This is a genomic window from Gemmatimonadota bacterium (assembly GCA_040388535.1).
Classification (GTDB): Bacteria; Gemmatimonadota; Gemmatimonadetes; order Gemmatimonadales; family GWC2-71-9; genus Palsa-1233.
Genome location: JAZKBR010000009.1, coordinates 193,774 through 217,128, shown reverse-complemented (window position 1 = coordinate 217,128; position 23,355 = coordinate 193,774). Strand labels below are relative to the sequence as shown.

Below are 23,355 nucleotides of genomic sequence, written 5' to 3'. Positions count from 1 at the left end.
TCACGGCACCGGTACCGCGGCCAGCACCTGCGCGATGACCGCGTCGGTATCGAGGCCCTCGGCCTCGGCGTCGAACGTGAGCACAATGCGGTGACGCATCACATCCGGGGCCAGCGCCTGCACATCGGCCGGAGTGACGTAGTCGCGACCCCGCAAGTACGCGTGGGCACGCGCGCACTGCGCCAGGGCGATCGATGCGCGCGGCGAGGCGCCGAAGGCGATCATCGGTGTGAGCGCGCCGAGGCCGATCGCGGCCGGTTCGCGTGTGGCACGAACGAGGTCGACGATGTAATCCGCCAGTCGGGCATCGAGATGGATCGCCTCGATCTGCGCCCGGGCGGCTAGCACCTGCGCCGGCTCGGCGAGGCGTTGCACCGGGATGCTGTCGAACGAGGCGCTCATCCGGGTGAGGACTTCGCGCTCCTCGGCACGATCGGGATAGCCGACCTTGATCTTCAGCAGGAAACGATCGAGCTGCGCTTCCGGCAGCGGATAGGTCCCTTCGTTCTCGATCGGGTTCTGGGTCGCGAGGACGAGGAATGGTTCGGGCAGCGCATACGAGGTGCCGCCGATGGTCACTTGCCGTTCCTGCATCGCCTCAAGCAGTGCCGACTGCACCTTGGCCGGAGCGCGGTTCACTTCGTCGGCGAGCACGATCTGCGCGAAGATCGGCCCGTGGCGTACCGTGAATGCCTGACGCTGCTGTTCGAAGATCATCGTCCCGACCACATCGGCCGGGAGGAGGTCGGGCGTGAACTGGATCCGGGAAAATGACGCGTTCAGCACATCTGCGAGCGTCCGCACCGTCAGTGTCTTGGCGAGCCCCGGCACACCTTCGAGCAGGACATGCCCGCCCGTCAGCAGGCCGATCAGCAACCGCTCCACCATCGTCTCCTGACCGACGATTCGCTTGCGAACCTCGGTCATCACCGCCGCAACCGGAAACGCCACTAGTCCTCCTCGTCCTTCATGCCGATCGCCTTGTAGATGCCGCGCTCTTCCTGCGGCGTGAGCGGACGCCAGTGTCCGCTCGGCAGATCGTCGAGCCGTACCGGACCGTACGAGACGCGGGCCAGTCGCTCGACCTTGCCGCCCATCTCCTCGACCCAGCGTCGCACGATACGATTTCGACCCTCACTCAGTGTCACCTCGAGCACGCTGCGGCCATCCTTGCCTGGGCGGACCCGTACGCGCGAGGGGACGACGGGGCGCCCCTCGATGACCACTTTCTCCTTGGAGCGCTGATCGAGCACGGCCGTGTCGACCCCGTGGACCAGTGCGATGTAGCTGCGCGGTACCCGGTACTTGGGGTGCGTGAGGCGATGCACCGCTTCGCCGTCGGTCGTGAGCAACAACAGGCCGGTGGTCGCCACGTCGAGGCGCCCCACATAGGTGAGACCGTTGGATTCCTTGATCAGGTCGAAGACGGTCTTGCGCCCTTCCTCGTCATCGGCCGTGGTGACGACACCCATCGGCTTGTTGAGCGCGATCCAGCGACGCTCCGCCAGCTTGATCACCTTCTTGCCGATGGTGACGCGCGCCTTCTGGGGATCGACCGACATCCCCAGCTCGGCCGGCTTGCCGTCGACCCGGACCTTTCCTTCGGTGATCAGCAGTTCCGCCTGCCGACGTGACGCCACCCCCGCTCGCGCGAGGAAGCGCTGCAATCGCATCGGGGGCATCAGCCCTCCTCGACCGAGGCAAATCCGGCAGCATCACCTTCAGGTTCGGGCTCGGGACGATGCGGCTGCAGTGCGATCGTGAGCTCTTCGGCGCGTGGCAGGTCGGCGAGGTCGTTGATGCCGAGCAACTCGAGGAAGAGTGGCGTGGTGCCGTAGAGCAGCGGACGACCGAGCGCTTCGCTTCGGCCGATCACTTCGATGAGCCCGCGCTCCTGCAGCGTGCGCAACACGCCGCCGGAGTTCACCCCGCGAATTTCCTCGATCTCCGCGCGCCCGACGGGCTGGCGGTACGCGATCGTCGCGAGGGTCTCGAGCGTCGCGGCGGAGAGTCGCGGCTGGCGCTGCATCGCGTGGGCGCGTTCCACGGCGGCGGCGAACGCCGGCCGGGTAAGAATCTGGAAGCCGCCACCGATCTCGACGACCTCGATGGAATGGCCACCGAAGTCGTAATGCTCCCGCAACTCATCGAGTGCGGTGCGAATTTCTGCCGGGGCGGCCTCGGGCTCCAGCCCCTCCAGCTCATCGAGCGTGAGGGGACGGTTGGCCGCGAAGAACGCAGCCTCAAGCAGTTGCGACAGCGGGTTCAGCGAGCTCACGGGCAATCACCAACGTGGCAAAGGGAAGATCCTGGCGCACGCGGCAGATGCCACGACGTGCGAGTTCCAGGATGGCAAGCAGGGTGGAGAGCAGCACCACGATGGTGGGCTGAGGTCCGAGGGCATCACGCCAGTCGAAATGCTCGTGCGCCGCGAGCAGCTCCTCGATTCGCGTCACGGCCGACTCGACATCGAGTGGACGCGTCACGATGCTGTGCATCACCGGCGAGGGAATGTTCATCACCACGCGCTCGACGGCGACCAGCAGGTCGAGCAGGTCCATCGTCAGCGGGAGTGGTGGTGGCGCCTCACCCGGCGGCGGCAGGAACCCGCGGGCACAGCGCAGCGCCCGACGCTCCGCCATCCGCGAGAACTGCAGCGCAATTTCCTTGATCTGCTGATACTCGAGCAGTCGGCGCACCAGTTCGGCGCGCGGATCTTCCCATTCGTCGTCGTCGGTGCGACGCGGCAGCAGCAGTTGCGCCTTGAGTCGAATCAGCCGACCGGCCAGTTCGAGATAGTCGGCGGCCTGGTTCAGCCCGAGCGAATGAATGATGCCGAGGAACTGGTCGCAGATGCGCGCGACGGGAATATCGGCAATATCGATCTGCTCCTCGCGCACCAGATGCAGGAGAAGATCCAGAGGCCCGGTGAAACCGTCGAGCGCCACGACAAACCCGGCACCCTGCTCCAGCTCCCCGGCGAGCGGGTCAAGCGTTGTACTCATGGCTGGAAGATGTCGGCGGAAGCAGCCACCGCGAAGGGGTTGGCCAGGGCGAGCAGGTGCTCGGCGCTCCAGTACGCGGGGGTCAGGAGGGTGGTAATCAGCCCCTTCCCCAGCAGCATCAGCACGAGGAGAATCGCGAACCCGAACCGGTCGAGCGCGCGGTACCGCGCCCCCAGCGCCGGGGGGAGCAGGTGGTAGAAGAGCCGGGAGCCATCGAGCGGCGGGATCGGGATCAGGTTGAACACCGCCAGGACGCAGTTGATCATCACCCCGTAGGTCAGCATCCGCTGGGCGGCGTTGGCCGTGGAGGTGCCGAGGCCGCCGCTGAGCTGGTGGAGCCAGCCCACCAGGATGATCAACAGGGTGCAGGCCACTGCCAGCACGGCATTGGTGACGACGCCCGCCCCGGAGGTCAGGATGTCACCGCGGCGGTAGTTCCGGAAATTCCGCGGATTGATCGGGACCGGCTTCGCCCCGCCAAAGGTGAACGCCCCATTGGACCCGACCCAGAGCACGATCGGCAGGATCAGGGTCAGGAAGGGGTCGATATGGGGAATCGGGTTGAGCGTCAACCGCCCCAGATTGTAGGCGGTGTCGTCTCCCTGGGAGTGGGCAACCCAGCCGTGGGCGAACTCGTGCGCCACAAGGGCGAAGAGCAGCATTGGGAGGGCGAGGAGAAAGTCCAGCAGGGGAGATCCTTCGGCGCAGGAGAAGTGGTCCAACCTAGCCCGGGACAGCGACTTGGTCAAAGGTTTGGCCCTCTCCCCCCTTGTCGGCCGGGGCTCGGCTCACTATCCTACAGGGCTTGCGGGGACCCTCGGTGGGCCTCCCCCATCTGATCAACGCAGCTGCCAGGGGAACACCGTGCCACGCATCAAGTCCGCCAAGAAGCGCATGCGCCAGACGAAGGCCCGTACCGCCCACAACAAGGCGGCACGCAGCGAGCTTCGCACCGCGATCAAGAAGGTCCGGACCGCTTCCCCCGACGAGGCCGAGAAGGCCCTTCAGGAAGCTGCCTCGCTGATCGATCGCGCCGGGCGGAAGAACATCGTGCACCGCAACACCGCGGCCCGCACCAAGAGCCGGCTTGCGAAGGCGCTGAACGCCGCCAAGGCGAAGTAAGCTCCAAGCCAGGCTGGACTCCCCTGCACCAAATCGCCCGCCAGAGCTGATGCTCTGGCGGGCGAGATTTTTCCCTCGAGCGGCGCATGTGCGGGGCGGCGCTAGCGCCGCCCCTACAAGGCCGTCAGCTCCGCGCCGCACTTCTCGCAGTACCACTCGAGCGGCCGGTTCATCGCGCCACATTCGCCGCACCTGAGCGTCCGGCCAGCCACGTTCACTGGCTGTTCCAGAGTCGGGCTCGCCGCGACGATATCCTCGTCGAAGAGCGAGTCAGACGCGTGATCTCCCTGGACTGGCGCGGCAACGACCTCACCCGGTCGGACGAATCGTGGCGGACTTTCGGCCGGCATCCCCAGCGGCGGGGTATTCGACCGGAGCGGCGGCGTCACCGGCCGGACCGGCTCCGAAGGAGCATTCCCACTCGGGCGGAACGAGAGTGGCGCAAAGTCGGAGACCGGGGCAACCAGCGGAGGGAGCGAGTCCACGTCCTCGAAGACGGCGAGCAAGTCATCGTCGTTATCCGGCGCCAGGTCGTCGATCTCGATTTCCTCGACTTCGGACTCGAACTGGATCACGATCTCCGGCGACATCGGCTCGGCGGGCGCGGCCGGTTCAACCGCGGGCGTCGTGAGCACGGGAGCCGAGAGAGGCTCGCTGGGCGGAGTGACCTTCGGTGCGGCGGCAATGAGTGCGTGCACATCCTCAAGCCGGCCGATCCGCTCCGACGCAGCGGCGAGCGAGAGTTCGAAGGTTTCGAGATCGCTGCTGTGCCGGGTGCGCTCCGCCTCGTAGCGCTCGCCCTCGAATTCGCCAACCAGATGCCGGAGTTCGGCCTCGGCGAGCGCCTCGCGCGCGGCGGTGGCACGCGCCGCCAGATCGGCGTGCTCGGCCCGGTCGTCGCGAAGCTTCCCCGCTACGGCATCGGCGTGAACGCGGAGTCGCTCGGTGAGTCCATCCATCCGGACTTCGTAATCGCGTCGCACCCGCGCGCGCACGGAGTCTGGGGCAGCGGCGCCGGCCGCATCGAGACGCGACAGCCAGCCGTGGATGGCGTCACGCTCTTCAAGGAGCTGCTCGACCGCGGCGAGATCGTGGGGAGTCTGGGTCATCGGTTCCAGGATACCTGATGGGCAGCCATTCCCCGGGAGCGGGGCTGCGGACCCCTCAAATCTATCACGGTGCCCGCTGGTATACCGGGCGTCCGGCGACCAGTGTCCAGTGCACCACGCCGGGGAGGGTTTCCCCTCCCCACGGGGTGTTGCGCGACTTCGACCGGAAGCGGCTGGGCTCCACTGTCCAGGTCGCCGCGGGATCGAAGACCACGATGTCGGCGACCCCGCCGCGGCGCAGCGAACCGCCATCGAGGTGCCAGAGGCGGGCCGGGGCACAGCTCATCCGCTCGATCAGCGTCGCGAGCGAAAGCAATCCTGGCTGCACCAGCTCGCGGAGCCCGATCGACAGCGCCGTCTCGAGCCCGATGATGCCGTTGGGTGCGTCGTCGAACTCGCGCTCCTTGGCATCGTAGTGATGGGGCGCGTGATCTGTGGCAATGCAGTCGATGGTACCATCGGCGAGTGCCGCGCGGATCGCATCACGATCCTCGGCCTCACGCAACGGCGGATTCATCTTGGCATTGGTGTCGTACCCTTCGCACCGTTCATGGGTCAACGAGAAATGGTGCGGCGCCGCTTCGGCGGTGACCGGCAGCCCCTTCTCCTTGGCCCGGCGGATGAGGTCGACCGATCCGCGGGTGCTCATGTGGCAGAGGTGGACGTGTCCGCCCGTGAGATCCGCGAGAATGCAGTCGCGGGCCACGTGAATCTCTTCCGCCGCAGAGGGAATCCCCTTGAGCCCGAGGCGGGTGCTCACGATCCCCTCGTGCATCGCGCCGCCGTGCGCCAGCGGTGTGTCCTCGCAGTGGTCGGCCACCGGAATGCCGAAGATGCGCGCATACTCCATTGCCGTTCGCATCAACTGGCTCGACATCACCGGGTGGCCATCGTCGCTCACCGCCACGGCACCGGCCGCGACCATTTCACCGAACTCGGCGAGCTGCTCGCCGCGTTGCCCGAGCGAGATGCACCCGATGGGATAGACCCGCGCGAGCGCCGCCTCGAGCCCGCGTGCCTTCACGAATCCCACGGCCGCCTGGTTGTCGATCACCGGATCGGTATTCGGCATTGCGCAGATTCCGGTGAAGCCGCCGGCTACCGCGCTCGCGGCTCCGGTCGCAATCGTCTCGCGATCCTCCTGCCCCGGCTCGCGAAGATGCACGTGCACATCAATGAGCCCAGGTGCGATGACAAGTCCGGTCGCATCCACGACACGCGCGCCATCCGGAGTACCAAGATCGCGGCCAATGGCGGCGATCTTGCCATCCTGGACCAGCAAGTGGGTGACCTCGTCGAGCTGTTGCGACGGGTCGATCACGCGGCCATCACGGAACAGGATCGCACTCACGATGTGTCGCCTCCAGCGGACGCCCAATCCGGCGCCCCGCCTGCCAGCAGGTAAAGCACTGCCATCCGCACGGCGACGCCATTGGTCACCTGCGGCAGAATCACGGAATGGGCGCCGTCGGCCACGTCGGAATCGATCTCGACGCCGCGGTTCATCGGCCCGGGATGGAGGATCAGGAGATCCTTCGGTGCCCGCGACAACTTTTCGGTGGTCACGCCGAAGAGCCGGTTGTACTCCCGGAGCGACGGGATGAAGCCGGCGTGCATCCGTTCGAGCTGCAGCCGCAGCACGTTGAGCGCGTCGGCCCACTCGATCGCTTCTTCAACGCGCCGGAACACGCGAACTCCGAGGTCTGCCACGTGACTCGGCAGCAGTGTCGGCGGCCCGCAGACCGCAACCTCGGCGCCGAGCTTGAGCAGGCCCCAAATGTTGCTGCGCGCGACCCGCGAGTGCAGCACGTCACCGACGATGCAGACCTTCAGCCCCTCAAGCTTGCCGAACCGGTCGCGCAGGGTGAGCAGGTCGAGCAGCGCCTGCGTCGGGTGCTCGTGCTTGCCGTCGCCCGCATTGATGACGTTGGAGCGGATGCGATCGCCGAGGAAGCGCGCAGCTCCCGATGCGCCGTGACGGATCACGACCATGTCGATCCGCATCGCCTCGAGATTGCGCGCGGTGTCGACCAGGGTCTCGCCCTTGGACACCGACGAGCCGACGGCCTGAACGTTGACGGTATCGGCGGAGAGTCGCTTTTCGGCAAACTCGAACGAGATCCGGGTGCGGGTCGAGGCTTCGAAGAAGAGGTTGACGATCGTCTTCCCGCGCAACGCCGGGACCTTCTTGATCGGGCGCTCCGACACTTCCTTGAACGGTTCCGCCGTGTCGAGAATCGCGGTGATCTGCTCGCGCGAAAGAAACTCGAGCCCGACGAGATCCTTGCCGAGCACCGCGGTCACGTGGACCTTCCGCGCACCAGGTCGACGGCATCCTCACCATCGAGATCCGCCACCAGCACCTTCACGTGATCATCGCTGGTGGTGGTCACCGTGGCCCCGATGATATCGGCAGCGATCGGCAGTTCGCGCCCGCCCCGATCGACCAGCACCGCGAGCAGTACGCGATGGGGGCGTCCGAAATCGGCGATCTCGTCGAGGGCAGCGCGCACCGTGCGTCCGGTGAAGAGGACGTCGTCGACGATGACGACCGTGGTGCCGTCGAGATGGGGAGGGAGCTTGGTCTGGTGCACCACCGGGCGCTGGCCGATGGCCTGCAGGTCGTCACGATAAAGGGTGATGTCGAGCACGCCCCGCCGGATCGGCGCGTCGAGCTGCGCCTCGATCATCGGCGCGAGGCGGTTGGCCAGCTGGACGCCCCGGCGCTGGATCCCCACCAGGACCACCGGACCATGTCCCGCCGTGCGCTCGACAATTTCCGAGGCCATGCGCGTGAGCACCCGCCCCAGGGCGGGGGCGTCGAGGAGTCGCGTCGTGATGGGCATCGGGGCCAAATACTAATCGTTCAGGAGGAGGGTCGCTCGGGGAGCGCAGCCAGCTGGCTCTCGTGGAGCCGGGCGAGGGTCAACTGCGCCACCCCGCTGCCGATCAGGGCGGTGAACATATCCCACTGCGTATCCCAGATATCGCCCTGCGTGCCGAGGAAGTCTGTCGCGCCGTTCCCCATCGCCAGTGCGCTCCACCACTCGATGAATTCGTAGCACGCCGAGATGGCCAGGCAGGTGCAGCAGACCAGCCAGAAGAGCCACTTCCCGGGCGGGAGCGGGATGCGCCGCCGGTAGATCTCACGGGCCGCAATGGCGGGCACGAAGCCTTGGGCGAAATGGCCGAGCCGGTCATATGGGTTGCGCACCATCCCGAACAGTTCCTGGACCCAGTATCCGGCCGGCACCCGCGCGTATGTCCAGTGCCCACCGACCATCAGGATGATGGCGTGGATCAGGATCAACAGATAGAGCATCGGGGTCAGCGGGAAGCGCCGGGCGCTGAAGATGAGTACCGGCACCACGAGGAAGATCGGGAAAACCTCCATCAGCCAGGTGCCGGGGTCGTAAGCGCCGAACCGTGACACCACCAGGGCCAGAGTTCCGATGCCGAGCAGCCACCAGGAGCGCCGAGAGTCGCGAGTCATTGCGGCCGCTCCAGAGAGGCGAGTTCACTCGCACGTGCCCGAGTGACGTAAAGGTGTAGTCCGATGGGAATCAAATTGGCCGCCCGGTGAATCGACCGGTAGGTCGCTGCCCGGCGCCGCTGGAAGCCCACCCGGTCGCCGTCGATGTCGTCTTCGGCCGTGAAGGTCGGCAAGTACGCCAAACCACCAACGAGTGGCGCAAGCTGGTGCATCGCGCGGCGAAGCGCCGGGGTCGGCAGGTAGTGCAGCACATCGGCACAGACCACGAGGTCGAACGGTCCGTCGAGGCCGAGGGCGTCGAGCGAATCCAGATCACCGAGACGGACGTTGCGCCGCCCACCCCAGCGTGCAACCGCATATTCACTGGGCTCGACACCGGCATAGCGCGAGCCTGGTCGCAGTTCCTGCAGCAGCGGTTGCCAGCGCCCCTCCCCCGCCCCCACGTCGAGCACCGAGCGGAGGGGCCGATCAAGCAACTGCTCCGCCACGGCGACGACGAAGCCGATCTCTCGGAGCAGTCGCGTCCGCGACCCCACGCGATGCCTGGGGTCGCGGTACCACTTGTCGAAATACGCCTTGTCGTAGCGCTTGGTCATCGACGCGGAAAGCCACCGCCTCCGTCTGCGTCGTCCGCGGCATCATCGCCGTCGTCGCCATCGGTGGCGGGATCGTCGTGATCTTCGAAGAAGGAGACGTCGATATCGGCACCGGGACCGCGCTCGACCCGCAGCAGGGTCTTCGCGATCTTGTCGCCCAGCTTGACGACGACGAGATAATCACCCGACGCCACCAGCCCGCCGCCACCGCCGCCGAAGTTGTTCCCGCCGCCGCGTGCATTTGGAACCGCGATGAGACCGGTCACGATCCGCACCAGCGCCGAGTCGGCACCGGCCGCTCCGCCACCACCCGGGCCACGGCCGCCACCACCCGCTGCTTCACCGGGCCGTTCGACCCAGCCGGTCGGTTGGCCACCGCCAGGGCCACCCGGCCCGCCTCCGCCGAAGTTGCGCCCGCCCTGTGGGTTGGCGCCGCCGACCGGACGCAGGATGCGTCGTACCCGACCGAGCGCTGCGGTGTCGGTGCCCGCCTTCGTGAGCGAATCCATGACGGCGTCGAAGCGCTTGGCACCCTTGATACTGTCGCGCAGCGCGGCGGGAGAGAGTGCCGCGCGCGGACCAGGACGAGACCGGAAATTCCAGCTGACCCGCTGGAGACCGTTGCTACCTGGGCCGGTCAGCGACTGCACCGTATCGCCTGCCGCATTGAGAATGGTGATCGTCGCACGATCGGTGTTGGCCGTGGCGCCGGTGACCCGGTAGGCGATATCCGCACCGTAGGTCGGTGACGTCGCACGGAAGGTGCCCTGACCCACATCCTCACCGTTGATGCGGCGTTCACCGTACTGCCACGCGGTCCGCGGCTTGAATACCACGAGCGCCGCAGCACGGGTGAGGGAGTCCGCCAGTTGCGGCAGCGGCGCCACGTCGACCACCCAGATCGCGCGGCCGTGCGTGCCGGCGATCAACTCCCGATCGCGCGGCTGGATCTTGAGATCGTGCACCGGCACCGTCGGCAGGCCGGTCATGAACTTCTGCCACGACGCCCCACGATCGAGGGAGAGATACGCGCCGACGTCGGTGCCGACATAGAGGACCTTGGGTGACGCGGGATCCTCGCGCACGACGTGGAGGAAATCGACGCCACCGGTCGGCAGGTTGTTCACGATCGACTTGAACGTCCTGCCGTAGTCGGTGGTGACGTAGAGATACGGCAGGTAGTCGCCGACGCGGTGGTTATCGAACGCGACATAGAAGGTGTTGGTATCGACGTACGACGGCTCGATGCGGACGACGTAGGCGCCCGCCGGTGCGCCGGGGAAGCGACCCGTGAGGTCTTCCCAGTTGCCGCCATCGTTGCGCGTGAGCCAGACCTTGCCATCATCGGTGCCAGCATAGAGCAGACCGGGCCGCTTGTACGACTCCGCCAGCGTGGTAATGGTCCCGAAGGTCTCGGCGCCGGTAGCATCGGTCGTGATGCCGCCAGTGGTTTGCGTCGACACGCGGATCTTCATCGTGTCGCGCATCGTGAGATCGGGCGAGATCACGAAGAGATCCTCGCCGCGCTTGACCGACTTCACGACCCGATTCGCACCGGCATAGAAGACGGTGGGGTTGTGCGGCGAGAGGAAGAACGGGGTGTTCCAGTTCCAGCGCAGGTCAAGCGCGGTCGAGTCGGCCGCGACCAGCCCGCGGATCTCGGTGATGCGCTTCTTCCCCGCCGGTGAGGCTGCCTTCAGCGAGTCGAGTTCGAGCACGGCGATGGAATCCTCCATCTCGCCGGCCCGCGTGCGCCAATTGGGCTTGTTGATCCGGTAGCTCTGGCCGGTCGAGATATCGACGCGCCCCATCGAGCCACCCTGCGACTCCGAGTAGATGATGTTCGGATCGGTCGGATCCTGGGCGGTATAGAAGCCGTCGCCACCGCCGACGTTGTGCCACATCGCGTTGGTGATCGCACCATTGCGGCGCCGACTCGGTCCGCACCACGAGCCGTTGTCCTGCAGGCCGCCGCAGATGTTGTATGGCGTCGCGAAGTCGAAGGAGACTTCATAGAACTGGCCGATCGCGAACGAGTTGAGGAACTGCCAGTTACCGCCCTTGTCCCAGCTCTGTCCCACGCCGCCGTCATTGCCGACCACCATGTGATTGGCATCATTGGGATCGAGCCACATCGCGTGGTGATCGACGTGCAGGCCCACGGTCGTCTGGCGCACGGTCTTGCCACCGTCGGTGCTCATGCTCACCGGCGTGGAGGACCAGTAGACCCGATTCGGATCCTTGACGTCAACGCGGACTTGCGAGTAGTAGAACGGCCGCACGTTGACGTTGTTCATCTTGGCCCAGGTCGCGCCGCCATCGGCGGAACGGTAGAGACCGTTCTGCAGCTGCGCCGGAGTCCCGACGCCCTTCTTCCCCTTCGGGTTCGGCACCGAATCGGCTTCGACCAGGGCATACACCACCCGCGCATCGCTCGGCGCAATCGCCAGACCAATGCGCCCCTTCACCGTTTCCGGGAAGCCGCCACCCTTCACTTCATTCCAGGTCTCGCCGCCGTCGGTGCTCTTCCAGAGAGCACTACCGGGGCCGCCGCTATTGAGGAAGTACGGTCCGCGCACGCGCTGCCAGCTGGCCGCGAATAGAATGTCGGGGTTGGTCGGATCCATCGCGATGTCGATGAAGCCGGCCTTGTCGGAGATGAACTTCACGAGACGCCAGTTCTTGCCACCATCGGTGGTCTTGTAGAGACCGCGCTCGGGATTGCTGTTCCACGCCGCACCCAGCGCGGCGACCCAGACCACATCGGGATTCCGCGGGTGCACCAGGATCCTGGCGATCGCCTGGGTCTTCTCGAGTCCCATCAGGGTCCAGGTCAGGCCGCCGTCGGCCGACTTGTAGATCCCCTGCCCCGGCGAGATGGAATTGCGGGAATCCTCTTCGCCAGTCCCCGCCCAGATCTGATTGGTGTCGCTCGGCGCGATCGCGAGATCGCCCATCGACACCACCCGTTCCTTCTCGAAGATCGGCCGGAACGAGACCCCGCCGTTGGTGGTCTTCCAGATTCCGCCAGCCGCGCTTGCGACGAAGAACGTGTGCGACGGCGAGGGGATCCCCTCGACGTCGGTGACGCGGCCCTGCATGTTGGCGGGCCCGACGTTCCGCCAGCGGAAGGCGGCAACCGTCGCCGAATCGAGAGTGGCGTGTGTCTGGGCCACGGCGTGGGCCGATGTGCCCAGGAACAGGAGCACAACGGCAGCACTGATGCGAAGTCGTCGCATGAAGCAGGCTCGAAGTTGGAGGAAACGCGGGGGTCCGACCCCTTCGCTACGCAGCAGGAAGAGGCCGGGTTGGAACTCGGCCTGTGACTACGGCCGCTGGGTCACGGAAACGGGGGCCACCGGCAGGGCCGACAGCGCAATTCGGCGCGCCAGGACTTCCTGCTGGCCGACCCGCGGCATCCCCATTTTCACACTCTTGTCGTGCTTCATCGCCTCGCGCATGGCGAGTTCCGCGCGATAACTCGAATCGGGCTTCTGACTCCATGCCACGGTGAGCGAGTCGCGATCAACGGCCAGGACCGGGAAGGTCGCCGCACCGCTGCGAGCGTCGCTCATTTCCAGCGCCTTGCCGAAGGTCGTGCCGCCATCCGCCGACGCGCGCAGGAGAATCCGGGGGAGCTTCGACTTGCCATCGTCCCACGCCACCACGACTCCGGTTGCCCCGGTAAGCGCGAGCTGGACGTGGGCCGGTGCCGAGGTCGCGCCGGTATCAATCGGCGTCGCGGTCCAGGTAGCACCGCCATCCTTCGAGACGCCATACCAGACCCCGGCCGCTCCGGCCTTGCCGGTCCACCAGGCGATGTGCACTGCGCCCGTCGCGTCGACCTTGAGCGACGCGCCGGCGTGCGGACAGCCCGGGAAGACCCATTCGTCGGCGCGCGGACGCACCGGTGCACTCCAGGTGGCGCCCTTGTCGTGCGACGCCATCACGACCATGTCGCGCACGTCGCCGGGGAAGATCTTCCGATAAGAGGAGTAGAGCGTGCCGTCGGGAGCCAGCGCCAGACCGGTGCGGCAGCAGGGGCAGGTCGGGTCGGGGTGGATCGCCTTGGACTTGTTCCAGCTCTTCCCGCCATCCGACGAGACCCGAAGCCAGACGCCCGACTTCTGATCGACGCTGCTGAGCCAGGCAGCGTACACGGTCCCGTCATTGCCAGCCAGCAGCGAATGGAAGTTGTTCGACCCGAACTCTTCGCCCTCGTTGAGACTCTGGGGCGCGCTCCAGGTCGCACCGCCGTCGGTGCTGCGCGAGAAGCGCAGCGCGCTCTTGGCGAAACGACCACCGGTGTCCCGTCCCACGGTGTAGAGCGCGTACAGCGAGCCGTCGGCACCTGCGGCGAGTTGCGGCGGTGCTTCGCCATGCGGCTCGACGGCGCCGAGTGGATCGTGAATGCCCGACGTGGTGACCTTGCCGTCGGGAGCCTCGACCCGCACGAAGAGCACCCCTTCCGACCCGCTATCCGGCGCCGCGACCCAGGAGAGCACCTTCGCGCCGCCCGGGGTCATCAGAAACATCGGCGTGGCACCGTTGCTGGTCGCCTTCGATTCCACCGTCACCGGAGACATGGCGACAGCGGGGGCCGTCGGGGCCTGGGGCTTGTCGGCAGGCGAACAGCCGGCGACCACGAGGGCCAGTACCACGCTACGATGGACGAAAGTCATTCAGGATCTCCGTGCGGGGGCCGCGGCGTGGCCACAAGTGACGGCGGTGCCAATCGGATCAGGTCAGGACTCTAAAGGTAGGGCGTCCCCGGCAGCCGCGCGACTTGGCGGCCGTTTGACCCTCAGCGCGAGAAGGGCGAGCAACACCATCCCCAGCCCGACCGGTACGGATACGTCGCGCTTCACCGACCAGAGGTAATGGAAGACCCCGAGCGTCGCGGCCACATAGACCAGCCGGTGGAGGGCCTGCCAGCGCCGACCGAGCCGCCGGATCGCCCAGGCGGTCGAGGTCAAGGCGAGGGCAAGGAGGATCAGGAAGGCGGTAAAGCCGACCGTGATGTAGGGCCGCTTGGCGATGTCCTTGAGAATCTCGGGCCAATCGAACGACTGGTCGAAGACGAGGTAGCAGGAGAGGTGGACGCAGGCATACGCAAAGGCCCAGAGGCCGATCGGCCGCCGCAGCTTGATGAACGCATTGACTCCGGTGACCCGGCGCAGCGGGGTGATCGTCAGGGTCACCAGCAGGATGATGAGCGCTGCGGTTCCGGTGAAGTGCTCCAGCTTCTCAGCGGGATTCGCGCCGAGGTCTTCCCCGTAGACGTTGAAGAAACGGAGCACGAGGACGACGGCCGGGATGGCGCCGCCGAACCAGACGGCGGGCCGGGCGACACGCCCGACCCATTGCGCAGCGGTCATCGATTCAGAAGTTGCGGCGCAGGTCCATCCCTGCGTAGAGCGAGGCAACCTGATCAGCGTAGCCGTTGAACGGGAGCGTCGGCACCTTGAGGAATCCGCCGATCGGCCGCTCCTTCGACTGAGTCCAGCGCGGATGATCGACCGACGGATTCACGTTGGCGTAGAAGCCGTACTCATCCGGCGCGGCCACATTCCAGGTGGTCGCCGGCTGCGACTCGAGAAAGCGAATCCGCACAATCGATTTGCCGCCCTTGAAGCCGTACTTCCACGGCGTCACCAGACGGAGTGGTGCGCCGTTCTGGTTGAGCAGCGACTTGCCATAGATGCCGGTCGCAAGGAGCGTGAGCGGATGCATCGCCTCGTCCATCCGCAACGCTTCGACATACGGCCAGGGCAGCGCGTTCGACCGGAGCCCCGGCATTTGCACTGGATCGTTGAGGGTCGTGAATTCAACGAATTTCGCTTTCGAGCCGGGTTCGAGCTTGCGGATCAAATCCCGCAACTGGATCCCGTTCCAGGGAATCACCATCGACCATGCCTCGACGCAGCGATGGCGATAGGTCCGGTCAACGACCGGGATCCCGCGTAGGAGATCGTCGAGCGCGTATTTCGCCGGGCGCTTGATGTCGCCTTCGACTGACACGGTCCACGGCTTCGGCCGCAACGTGCCGGCATTCTCCGAGGGGTCTTCCTTCGAAGTGCCGAATTCGTAGAAGTTGTTGTAGGTCGTGATGAGCTTGTAGGGAGTCGGCTTGTCGTCGACGCTGTGGAATCGGGAGAACCGCAGCGGGGCGAAGGCAGCCAGTGAGACTCCGGCGGCTTGCAACCAGGCGCGTCGATTCAGGTAGAGCGCTTCGTCGGTGATGTCACGCGAAGCGATGTCATCGGGGCGGCGAATCAGCACGGCGGCACTCCAGGAGGGTCCACCGAATCTACGCCGCCCGAAGTGGATCGGTTCCTTCTGAAGGCGAAGCCCACGGACAGGGAGGGATTCGAACCCTCGGTACCGTTGCCGGTACGTCACGCTTCCAACGTGGTGCCTTAAACCACTCGGCCACCTGTCCCGGGGCGGGAAAGTAGCCCGACGCGGCGGGGTTGTCATCCTGCCGGAGGAGGATAGCCTTCCCCTTACCCCTTCTCCCTTCTCCATCCGCCCTTCTCCCGGTCGTTCCATGACGCTCCGCCCGACCTTGATCCTCCCGCTCCTTCTGGTCGCGGCTGCCTGCGCCCGGGGCACCGGCCAGACGACGATGGCCTCGACCATCCCCCCGACCAAGCAGGGGTGCGCCCCGCTGCCGATGCTCGACTCGGTCGCGCTGCTGAGTGACGTGGCGGCCATCTCGGCTGACTCGATGGGTGGCCGCGCCATCGGCTCCCTCGGAAGCGCCAAGGTCCGCGACTTCCTCGCTGCGCGCTTCGACGCGCTCGGCCTCGAAACGGTCGCGCCCGGACGAATTCACAAGGTCCCGGTGACTTCGACCTCTGCCCGGCTCAAGGACGTGAAGTCTGGTGCGAACATTGTCGGACTGATCAAGGGGAGCGCGTTCCCCGATCAGTACATCGTGGTCACGGCGCACTACGACCATCTCGGCATCGGCCGCCCCGTCAACGGCGACTCGATCTACAACGGCGCCGACGACAACGGCTCCGGCACAGCGGCACTCGCGATTCTGGCGCGACACTTCCTGCGCGTGCGCCCGACCCACTCGATCATCTTCGCAGCCGTGGACGGTGAAGAGTCCGGCATGTGGGGCTCGCGCTTCTTCGTTTCTGCGCCAACGGTGCCGCTCGACCAGATCCTCCTCAATGTGAATCTGGATATGGTCGGCCGCAACGTGAACAACGAACTCTATGCGGCTGGCCCGGGGAAGTATCCGCTGCTGACGCCGCTGCTCGAGGCCACGGTCGATTGTGCACCGATTCACCTGACGATCGGGCACGATCGCGCATCGGCCGGCCCCGGTAACGACTGGACCGGGCAATCCGACCAAGGTGCCTTTCACGCCAAGGGAATTCCCTTCGTCTATTTCGGCGAAGAAGATCACCCCGACTACCATCGGCCGAGCGATCACGCCGATAAGCTGATGCCAGCGTTCTACGTTGGCGCGCTGCGGACGGTCGCCGATTTCATTCGTCGCTTCGACAGCGCGCCGGTCAATGCCAGGATCACCGCCGCCGGGCAGTGAGTGGTGGATGACGTTCGCTGGTTCGCACCCAATCGCTTCTGCACCTTGCCAGTGCCCACACTGCGCACGCACGGCCTGCAGATCAGCGAGGACGGCGACCGACCGGCGCGCGTTGCCTTGGCTGCCGACGGTCAGTGCGCCGTGGCGGCGTTCGCCTACGCCACACGCCATCGCTGCCCGCTGATCCTCTACATCTGGGACCTGCCCCCGTGGCGACTCGGCACGGGAAGACCAGATCACATCTTCGCGACCGGTGGCCGACTCTGGAAGATCCCGCGGCTCTTCAATCGCTATCCCGAGCGTGCAGGCAACTACAGTCGCATCGGCTACGTGGCGCAACAGGCCACGCTCGTGCTGGCACCATCGACTACGACGGTCGCTGACGTTCGCGCACGCCTCGGAGTCGAGGCGACGCAATTGCCGTTCTGCTACGATAGTGGGCGCTTCAACGGCGATGCCACCGCCGCAGCACCAGGCGGCACGGCGGTTCTGCTCTCTATTTCACGGCTCACGCAGATGAAGAATCACAGCGTGCTGCTCCGGGCCGCCGCGAGGATTCCCGAGCCGGTCGCAGTCCGGATCATCGGCCGCGGGGTCGAGGCCGACTCGTTGCGCCAGGAGGCGGCGAGGCTTGGTGTTGCCCTGCGACTCGACGACGGCTGGGCGAGTGATGAGGAGATCGTGGCGGCGTACCGAGAGGCCTCGGTCGTGGTCTGCCCGTCGCGATTCGAGGGCTTCGGACTCACGCCCATGGAAGGGCTGGCGATGCGGCGGCCGGTGGTGGCATCGGACATTGCGGTGCACCGGGAGTTTGTCGGCCCGAAGGTTCGGCTCTTCGATCCTGACGATGCCGAGGCGCTCGCCCACGCCTGCCGCGAGGCGCTTGCTTCCCCCGCCACCACCGTTGCGGATGAGCCCCTCCCCCAGCTCACCATCGGTGCCTGTGCCGACCGGATCGAGGCCGCGCTCAGGCCATTTCTCGCCTAGGCCCCCTCACCGTCAACATCCCGGGGCCGGTGGACGTACCAGCAGGTTGTCCCCCCCGTCAGTTTCACATCAGCCGGACTTTCGTATGCCTCGTGCGTACCATCGCCTCGCCATCGGCGCGCTCCTGCTCGCCGCTGGGCCCCTCTCCGCCCAGACCTTCCCCACCGACGATCCGGTCATCAAGCAGATCTGGTCGATGGGAATGGAGAACAGCAAGACCTGGGACCTCGCTCACACCCTCTTCGACTCCCTCGGGCCCCGCCTGATGGGCGCTCCCAACCTCAAGGCCGCACAGGACTGGCTGGTGAAGACTTACACCGGCTGGGGAATCGAAGCGAAGAACGAACAGTACGGCACCTGGCGCGGCTGGCGTCGTGGCTACTCCCACATCGATCTCATTTCGCCGCGCACCCGGACTCTCGAGGGCCAGATGCTCGGCTACTCGCCGGGCACTGGCAAGAAGGACGTCGATGCCGTTGCGGTGATCCTGCCGCGGTTCAAGGACAGCACCGAATTCGTGAAGTGGCTGCCGCAGGCCAAGGGAAAGTTGGTGCTGGTTTCGGCCGGGCTCCCCACTTGCCGTCCGCAGGACGACTGGCAGGCGAACGCCACCCCGGAAGTGAAGTCGCGGATGGATTCGCTGATGGTGAAGACGCAGCGTGAGTGGAGCGGTCGCGACGTGCGCGGCACTGGCTACTCGCTCGCGCTCGGCGGTGGTGAACTCGCGGTGCGACTCGAGCAGGGCGGCGTCGCCGGCGTGATCTCGTCGCGACCGAAGCTGCCGTGGCGGCTGGCTCCGCCGCCGGCTCCGGCTGGCACCACGCCGGCGCCCGGTCCTGGAGCGCGTGGCGGTGGTGGGGGTGGACTCGGCGGCGCCAGCAATACCGGCTGGGGCACGATGGAAATCTTCGAGACCTACACCACGAAGGTGCCGACGATCGCCTTGAGCTGCGAAGATTACGGCCTGGTGTTCCGACTCGCCGAGAAGGGCGAACAGCCGAAGCTCCGGCTCAACCTCGACGGCCAGCTGCTCGGCGAGCAGCCGGTGTTCAACACCGTCGCGATGATCCGCGGTACCGAGAAGCCGGACGAGTATGTGATGCTCTCGGCCCACTTCGATTCGTGGGACGGCTCGAGCGGTGCCACCGACAACGGCACCGGCACGCTGACGATGATGGAAGCGATGCGCATCCTCAAGACCGCCTACCCCAAGCCGAAGCGCACCATCCTGGTGGGACACTGGAGCGGTGAGGAAGAGGGCGAGGTTGGTTCCAAGGCCTTCACTGAAGACCATCCCGATATCCTCAAGGGATTGATGGCGCTCTTCAACCAGGACAACGGCACTGGCCGCATTGTCCGGATGGGTGGCGGGGGTCTGGTGAACTCGCCCGATCACATCAACGCCTGGCTCGGGAAGCTGCCGACCGAATTCAAGACGCAGATCAACTTCGGCGGCGCCGGCCGGCCGGCTGGCGGCGGCAGCGATGACTTCTCCTTTGCCTGCAACGGCCTCCCGGCGTTCGGCCTCAGCGCGGCAGGCTGGGACTACGGCAACGTGACCTGGCACACCGAACGCGACACCTTTGACAAGGTCGTCTTCGACGAACTCAAGGGGAACGCCACCATCACGGCAATGCTCGCGTACATGGCCTCGGAAGATCCGACGCGAATCTCGCTCGACCGGGTCACCCCGCAGGCGCCTGCCGCCAACGGCGCCGGCGGTGGTCGTGGTGCAGGTGGCGGCGCATGGCCGGTCTGCGTCAAGGCACCGCGGAAGACGGAGCCGCGCCTGAAGTAGTCGCTAGAGACTGGAGATTAGAGACCAGAGAACGGGCGTCGGCGTGTTGCCGGCGCCCGTTCGCTTTGCCCATCACCGCCCTATTACTTGCGGAGTGTGGCCGTGCCGCCCTTTTCCGAGTCCACAGTGACGGTGAATGGTCCGTTGCCTCGAACCACCCACTTCACCATCAGGTTCGAGTTGCCCGGGATGTTGCTGATCTCGAGCTGCGCTGGATTGCGTGCCTGCTCCGTCGACTGCCCGTTGAGCGTGTTGGTGACGCGGTAGCCGGTGATGACCGTGCCGCCCGTGAGGGTGACAAAGTCGGGACGAGTGATCTTGTTCTCGACATCCTGCTGGGTGTGCGTCGGCACGATGCGATTGTTCGAGACGATCGCGGTGACCTCGGTGAGGCCATTGCCCAGCGGTCGTACGCCGATCGAGTCCACCCCCACGCTCGGCAACTGCCACATCTGGAAGAGCGTGAACGCCATGTTCCGGTGCCCTTCCGCCTGGACCAGGAAGCCGGGTTCGGCACGACCGAAGGTCTTCTTGAAGCCGCCAACCTCGATGTCACCGTACTGCGGATGCTTGAACGGCTTCCACGGTACAAAGGCATCGCCAAAGAGGAGCAGTCGATCGAACTCATAGTCCGGCCGCGCGTAACGCGATGTGTTGTCGTTGTTCTTCTCGAAGTACTTGAAGTCGGTCCACAGTTCGTTCGAGAAAGTCACGATGCCGCGATTGCCATAGAACCAGTCGAGTTCCCCGCCCCAGACGATATAGAGATCCTTCCAGACCACGATGTACTTGTAGCCCGGCAGGATCCGCTCACCGACGCGACCCAGCTGGTCGAAGACCTGGACGTCCTGCGGCCGGTATTCGTCCTGCGGAGAGCCAGGGCCGCGAAGGATCATCCCGCCGTTGTTGTGATAGCTCTGGGCACCCGCAATGTTCGGATGCTTGCTCACGAAGTCGATGACGGCACGCGTTTCCGGCAATGACGTCGGGTAGAAGTCCGAGCCGCCCTGTACGTAGCTCGGCTGCCAGCGCCAGGGCCAGTTGCGATTCGGATCGTAGCCGCCGATGCCATCCTCGTTCACCAGACCATCGCCGTCGTTGTCGATCCCTTCGCTGCCGAGCAGGTCCCACTGGCCCTTCTGGCCCGGGAGCGCGGGAATCATGATCCGCGGATCTTCCGGGCTCTCGATGAAGCGGCCGTTGGGGTTACGACGGCGCATCTGGGTGATGTTGCCGTCCTTGTCGAGGTCGTCGTAGCTGTCCTCATCAATGAGCCCGTCGCCATCGTTGTCGCGCGGCACCTTGCCGGTGCGCGGCGACGAGGCATTGTTCGGCTGCTTGAGGTAATCCTCGCGGCCGTCGGGGTTGATGGTCGGCACCAGGTACATCGTGCGCGTGGCCAGCAGTGAATCGATCCAGGCGTTCTGCCCCTGCATCTCGCAGAGGTACCACGCCGTGTACAGGGCGAACTCGGTGCCCTGGATTTCGTTCGAGTGAATGTTGCCGTCGATGTACATCGCCGGCTTCTTGTCGGGATCGCCCTTGGTGAAGTCGCTCACCGTGATGACCCAGATGTCGCGGCCGTCGTGACTCTTGCCGATGGACGAGAGGCGGCAGGTGTTCGGGTGAGCGGCCTGTAACCGCCGGCCGATTTCGCCGATGGCGGCGTGATCATAGAAGCGATCCCACATCACCTGGACCTTGGGATCACGCGGCGAGCCGGCGGCGGCGAGATTGCCGAGGGCCGCCGGTGCCTGTTGCGCGCTCACCGGAGCAATGCGAGCGGTGACGGCAAGGGCCGCGAGGGCGAGGAGTCGGATGCGCATCGGCGGCCTCACCGGAGCGTGATGGTCTGAGACACGGTTCCCGTCACCGGCGAACCAGCAGTGAGCAACAAGGCGGCGCCGCGAGGAGCCGCGACGGTCCATTCGAGTCGGGTCGAGCGCCCGCCCCCAGCAATGGGTGCGAGGATCTGGACCTTCTGGCCGCTGAGAATCGTGTTCCCCTTCACATCGAGGTCGACACGCATCCCGCGAGGATTCCGCAGCCGCGCGCCGAGAGCGGTGCTCGTCGGCAACGCGCCATCGTTGGCGACATCGGCGGAGACGCGCCAGACGCCTTCACCCACCGCCTCGAGTTTCACGTCGCGCAGGGCAATGCGAGGCAGCATCCCGGCCAGTTCGACGATGAAGCGCTCGTGGCGCGCCATGGTGGAGTCGAACTGTTCACCAACAGGCGGATTGAGCAGCGCACCCGGCTTGAAGCCGCCGACTTCGGTAGCGCGCGATTCGCCCGCAAGTGTCACCTTGCCCCACGGCACGAAAGCGTCGATCCGATTGGCGCGAAACCAGCGCAACGCATTGCGGTCGTCGCTGAGCCCGTCGGTCCCCGCAGCTGCGCCTGCCCTGCCACGCCCAGCGGTATCGCGCGGCGCCTCGGGCACCCACCACGCCCGCGAGCCGAACGCCCAGCGACCGAAATCGTAGTAGAGGAACGAGAGCACGTCGCCCGCGCTCGCTGCACCCGCCGGCCCCTTGCTGAGTCCGGTGGTCTTCTGGAAGCGGCGTGAAGCGTCAGCGAAGGTCGCCTCATCCGCCTTGAGGATCGAGTTGAGCTGGCCACCCGCGCTGGTTCCCTCGGGCGAACGATTCCCTTGCGGGTCCGCGATCCCCATCGACGGCCGATTGGTCCACGGCGTCAGCAGGTTGTCCTGCGGCCCCAGCACGTACACCGCCGCGATCTCCGGATGGTCGATCAGGAAATCGGCAAAGGAGCGCGTCTCGATCGCCGAGAACGAGAAGAGCCCGGCATTGGTACCGTGGTGGGCATAGTTGTAGGCAAAATTGCGATTGATATCGGTGCCACCCACCGCGTCTTCGTTATAGCGCGTGTCGCCGTCGTCATCCTTTCCCTCGACGCCGATGAGGCGATACTTGCCGACCTCACCCTTGGCCGGGTCGGCGCGCCGCAGCAGCCCCGGCTCCAGTGAATCCGCGAGCCACTCGCCGTTGGGATCCTCGACCCGCATCATCGTGATGACGCCATTGCCGTCGAGGTCGTCCGGGCCGTCCTCGTCGACCTTCTGGTCGCGATCGTCGTCGAAGGCGGTCCCGTTGCCGACCCGTTCCCACTTGAGAGCGCCAAGCAGCCCTTCGGCGGCATCGGGGTTGAGCCGGGGGACGAACCAGAGCGTGGTACCGTTCAGCAGTCGGGTGGCGGCAGAGTCACGACCGTAGCCTTGCAGCAGCCGTTGCGCCGCCGTGAACGCGATCTCGGAACCGACCAGGTGCGGGCCATAGGCATTGGCCACCACCAGCAGCGCCGGGCGAGTCGCCACATTGCCTCCCGAACCGATCCGAAGTGCCTGGATCGACCGGCCGCCGGGCGAAGTCGCCACCGTGACCAGTGAGGCCCGGCTCGCATGCTCCTGGGCCAGGGCCGTGAGTGCCGCACTGAGGGCGCGATGATCGCGCCACTGGGCCGACGCGGTGGACGTCAGGGACGCGAACAGGAAGAGCGCCACCGGCAGGCGCACTCCTCGAACCGGCGCGAAGCACGCGCGCATCTTCACCTCGAGGACGGTCGATTGGAGGAACAGGTACGGTGGGAGAGCCCGCAGATGATAACGGGCATTTGCGGGGATGTCATCCACTGGCGCCCGCGAGGCGTGGCCTCGCGGAC

21 protein-coding genes and 1 tRNA gene are annotated in these 23,355 nt (G+C 66.1%); 4 read left to right on the top strand and 18 right to left on the bottom strand.

Annotated features, from left to right (window positions below):
- Genes V4558_16915 through V4558_16895 form a run of 5 tightly spaced genes read right to left on the bottom strand, consistent with a single transcriptional unit; the run spans nt 1 to nt 3,667 of the window.
- On the bottom strand, nt 1-927 hold the full coding sequence (locus V4558_16915) for a MoxR family ATPase (GenBank protein MES2307184.1): 927 nt from the start codon (nt 925-927) through the stop codon (nt 1-3).
- Between the two features lie 23 nt (nt 928-950).
- Complete coding sequence (locus V4558_16910) at nt 951-1,682, bottom strand: pseudouridine synthase (GenBank protein MES2307183.1); 732 nt, start codon at nt 1,680-1,682, stop codon at nt 951-953.
- Nucleotides 1,682-2,278, bottom strand: a complete 597-nt coding sequence (gene scpB, locus V4558_16905) for an SMC-Scp complex subunit ScpB (GenBank protein MES2307182.1) — start codon at nt 2,276-2,278, stop codon at nt 1,682-1,684. The genes V4558_16910 and scpB overlap by 1 nt, the downstream gene beginning before the upstream one ends.
- A complete protein-coding gene (locus V4558_16900) occupies nt 2,244-3,005 on the bottom strand; it encodes a segregation/condensation protein A (protein MES2307181.1) in 762 nt (253 codons plus the stop codon). Before V4558_16900 ends, scpB begins: the two co-directional genes overlap by 35 nt.
- Nucleotides 3,002-3,667: a site-2 protease family protein gene (locus V4558_16895; protein ID MES2307180.1), complete on the bottom strand. Its 666-nt coding sequence runs from the start codon at nt 3,665-3,667 to the stop codon at nt 3,002-3,004. Before V4558_16895 ends, V4558_16900 begins: the two co-directional genes overlap by 4 nt.
- Before the next feature lie 202 nt (nt 3,668-3,869).
- Between V4558_16895 and rpsT the strand changes: the two genes are divergently transcribed.
- Nucleotides 3,870-4,127, top strand: coding sequence for a 30S ribosomal protein S20 (gene rpsT / locus V4558_16890; GenBank protein MES2307179.1), 258 nt, complete (start codon nt 3,870-3,872; stop codon nt 4,125-4,127).
- A gap of 113 nt (nt 4,128-4,240) precedes the next feature.
- Here rpsT and V4558_16885 read toward each other — a convergent pair whose 3' ends face one another.
- The 11 genes from V4558_16885 to V4558_16835 form a co-directional block, all read right to left on the bottom strand.
- Nucleotides 4,241-5,236 carry a hypothetical protein gene (locus tag V4558_16885; GenBank protein ID MES2307178.1) on the bottom strand — a complete coding sequence of 332 codons (996 nt, stop codon included), beginning with the start codon at nt 5,234-5,236 and terminating at the stop codon, nt 4,241-4,243.
- Between the two features lie 64 nt (nt 5,237-5,300).
- On the bottom strand, nt 5,301-6,587 hold the full coding sequence (locus V4558_16880; protein ID MES2307177.1) for a dihydroorotase: 1,287 nt from the start codon (nt 6,585-6,587) through the stop codon (nt 5,301-5,303).
- Nucleotides 6,584-7,540: an aspartate carbamoyltransferase catalytic subunit gene (locus V4558_16875; protein MES2307176.1), complete on the bottom strand. Its 957-nt coding sequence runs from the start codon at nt 7,538-7,540 to the stop codon at nt 6,584-6,586. Before V4558_16875 ends, V4558_16880 begins: the two co-directional genes overlap by 4 nt.
- Complete coding sequence (gene pyrR, locus V4558_16870; protein MES2307175.1) at nt 7,537-8,082, bottom strand: bifunctional pyr operon transcriptional regulator/uracil phosphoribosyltransferase PyrR; 546 nt, start codon at nt 8,080-8,082, stop codon at nt 7,537-7,539. The genes V4558_16875 and pyrR overlap by 4 nt, the downstream gene beginning before the upstream one ends.
- A gap of 20 nt (nt 8,083-8,102) precedes the next feature.
- The gene (locus V4558_16865) at nt 8,103-8,729 is read right to left on the bottom strand and encodes a DUF2238 domain-containing protein (protein MES2307174.1); all 627 of its coding nucleotides are present in this window, start codon (nt 8,727-8,729) and stop codon (nt 8,103-8,105) included.
- Nucleotides 8,726-9,325 (bottom strand): class I SAM-dependent methyltransferase, encoded by a 600-nt coding sequence (locus V4558_16860; protein ID MES2307173.1) that lies wholly within the window; start codon nt 9,323-9,325, stop codon nt 8,726-8,728. Before V4558_16860 ends, V4558_16865 begins: the two co-directional genes overlap by 4 nt.
- A complete protein-coding gene (locus tag V4558_16855; protein ID MES2307172.1) occupies nt 9,322-12,564 on the bottom strand; it encodes a hypothetical protein in 3,243 nt (1,080 codons plus the stop codon). Before V4558_16855 ends, V4558_16860 begins: the two co-directional genes overlap by 4 nt.
- 87 nt (nt 12,565-12,651) lie before the next feature.
- A complete protein-coding gene (locus V4558_16850; protein ID MES2307171.1) occupies nt 12,652-14,007 on the bottom strand; it encodes a sialidase family protein in 1,356 nt (451 codons plus the stop codon).
- A gap of 63 nt (nt 14,008-14,070) precedes the next feature.
- Nucleotides 14,071-14,703, bottom strand: a complete 633-nt coding sequence (locus V4558_16845; GenBank protein ID MES2307170.1) for a protein-methionine-sulfoxide reductase heme-binding subunit MsrQ — start codon at nt 14,701-14,703, stop codon at nt 14,071-14,073.
- 4 nt (nt 14,704-14,707) lie between these two features.
- Nucleotides 14,708-15,607: a protein-methionine-sulfoxide reductase catalytic subunit MsrP gene (gene msrP, locus V4558_16840; protein MES2307169.1), complete on the bottom strand. Its 900-nt coding sequence runs from the start codon at nt 15,605-15,607 to the stop codon at nt 14,708-14,710.
- Nucleotides 15,608-15,680: 73 nt separating this feature from the next.
- A tRNA-Ser gene (locus tag V4558_16835) sits at nt 15,681-15,767 on the bottom strand.
- 108 nt (nt 15,768-15,875) lie between these two features.
- On the opposite strand from V4558_16835, the gene V4558_16830 reads away from it, so the two are divergent.
- The 3 genes from V4558_16830 to V4558_16820 all read left to right on the top strand — a co-directional run bounded on the left by V4558_16830 (nt 15,876) and on the right by V4558_16820 (nt 19,674).
- Nucleotides 15,876-16,889: a M28 family peptidase gene (locus tag V4558_16830; GenBank protein MES2307168.1), complete on the top strand. Its 1,014-nt coding sequence runs from the start codon at nt 15,876-15,878 to the stop codon at nt 16,887-16,889.
- A 51-nt stretch (nt 16,890-16,940) separates the two neighbouring features.
- Nucleotides 16,941-17,876, top strand: a complete 936-nt coding sequence (locus tag V4558_16825; GenBank protein ID MES2307167.1) for a glycosyltransferase family 4 protein — start codon at nt 16,941-16,943, stop codon at nt 17,874-17,876.
- An 85-nt stretch (nt 17,877-17,961) separates the two neighbouring features.
- Entirely contained in the window at nt 17,962-19,674 is a 1,713-nt protein-coding gene (locus V4558_16820; GenBank protein ID MES2307166.1) for a M20/M25/M40 family metallo-hydrolase, read from the top strand.
- 83 nt (nt 19,675-19,757) lie between these two features.
- Here the strand turns inward: V4558_16820 and V4558_16815 are convergent, their stop codons facing one another.
- The gene (locus V4558_16815) at nt 19,758-21,500 is read right to left on the bottom strand and encodes a M14 family metallopeptidase (GenBank protein ID MES2307165.1); all 1,743 of its coding nucleotides are present in this window, start codon (nt 21,498-21,500) and stop codon (nt 19,758-19,760) included.
- Between the two features lie 8 nt (nt 21,501-21,508).
- On the bottom strand, nt 21,509-23,355 hold a 1,847-nt coding region (locus V4558_16810; GenBank protein ID MES2307164.1), incomplete at its 5' end, for a M14 family metallopeptidase.

Excerpts from the sequence above, each read along its gene's own strand:
- V4558_16915 (MES2307184.1), bottom strand. The coding sequence starts at position 927 with ATGACCGAGGTTCGCAAGCGAATCGTCGGTCAGGAGACGATGGTGGAG.
- V4558_16910 (MES2307183.1), bottom strand. The coding sequence starts at position 1,682 with ATGCCCCCGATGCGATTGCAGCGCTTCCTCGCGCGAGCGGGGGTGGCG.
- V4558_16900 (MES2307181.1), bottom strand. The coding sequence starts at position 3,005 with ATGAGTACAACGCTTGACCCGCTCGCCGGGGAGCTGGAGCAGGGTGCC.
- V4558_16895 (MES2307180.1), bottom strand. The coding sequence starts at position 3,667 with ATGCTGCTCTTCGCCCTTGTGGCGCACGAGTTCGCCCACGGCTGGGTT.
- V4558_16885 (MES2307178.1), bottom strand. The coding sequence starts at position 5,236 with ATGACCCAGACTCCCCACGATCTCGCCGCGGTCGAGCAGCTCCTTGAA.
- pyrR (MES2307175.1), bottom strand. The coding sequence starts at position 8,082 with ATGCCCATCACGACGCGACTCCTCGACGCCCCCGCCCTGGGGCGGGTG.
- V4558_16865 (MES2307174.1), bottom strand. The coding sequence starts at position 8,729 with ATGACTCGCGACTCTCGGCGCTCCTGGTGGCTGCTCGGCATCGGAACT.
- V4558_16860 (MES2307173.1), bottom strand. The coding sequence starts at position 9,325 with ATGACCAAGCGCTACGACAAGGCGTATTTCGACAAGTGGTACCGCGAC.
- V4558_16855 (MES2307172.1), bottom strand. The coding sequence starts at position 12,564 with ATGCGACGACTTCGCATCAGTGCTGCCGTTGTGCTCCTGTTCCTGGGC.
- V4558_16850 (MES2307171.1), bottom strand. The coding sequence starts at position 14,007 with ATGACTTTCGTCCATCGTAGCGTGGTACTGGCCCTCGTGGTCGCCGGC.
- V4558_16845 (MES2307170.1), bottom strand. The coding sequence starts at position 14,703 with ATGACCGCTGCGCAATGGGTCGGGCGTGTCGCCCGGCCCGCCGTCTGG.
- V4558_16830 (MES2307168.1), top strand. The coding sequence starts at position 15,876 with ATGACGCTCCGCCCGACCTTGATCCTCCCGCTCCTTCTGGTCGCGGCT.
- V4558_16820 (MES2307166.1), top strand. The coding sequence starts at position 17,962 with ATGCCTCGTGCGTACCATCGCCTCGCCATCGGCGCGCTCCTGCTCGCC.
- V4558_16815 (MES2307165.1), bottom strand. The coding sequence starts at position 21,500 with ATGCGCATCCGACTCCTCGCCCTCGCGGCCCTTGCCGTCACCGCTCGC.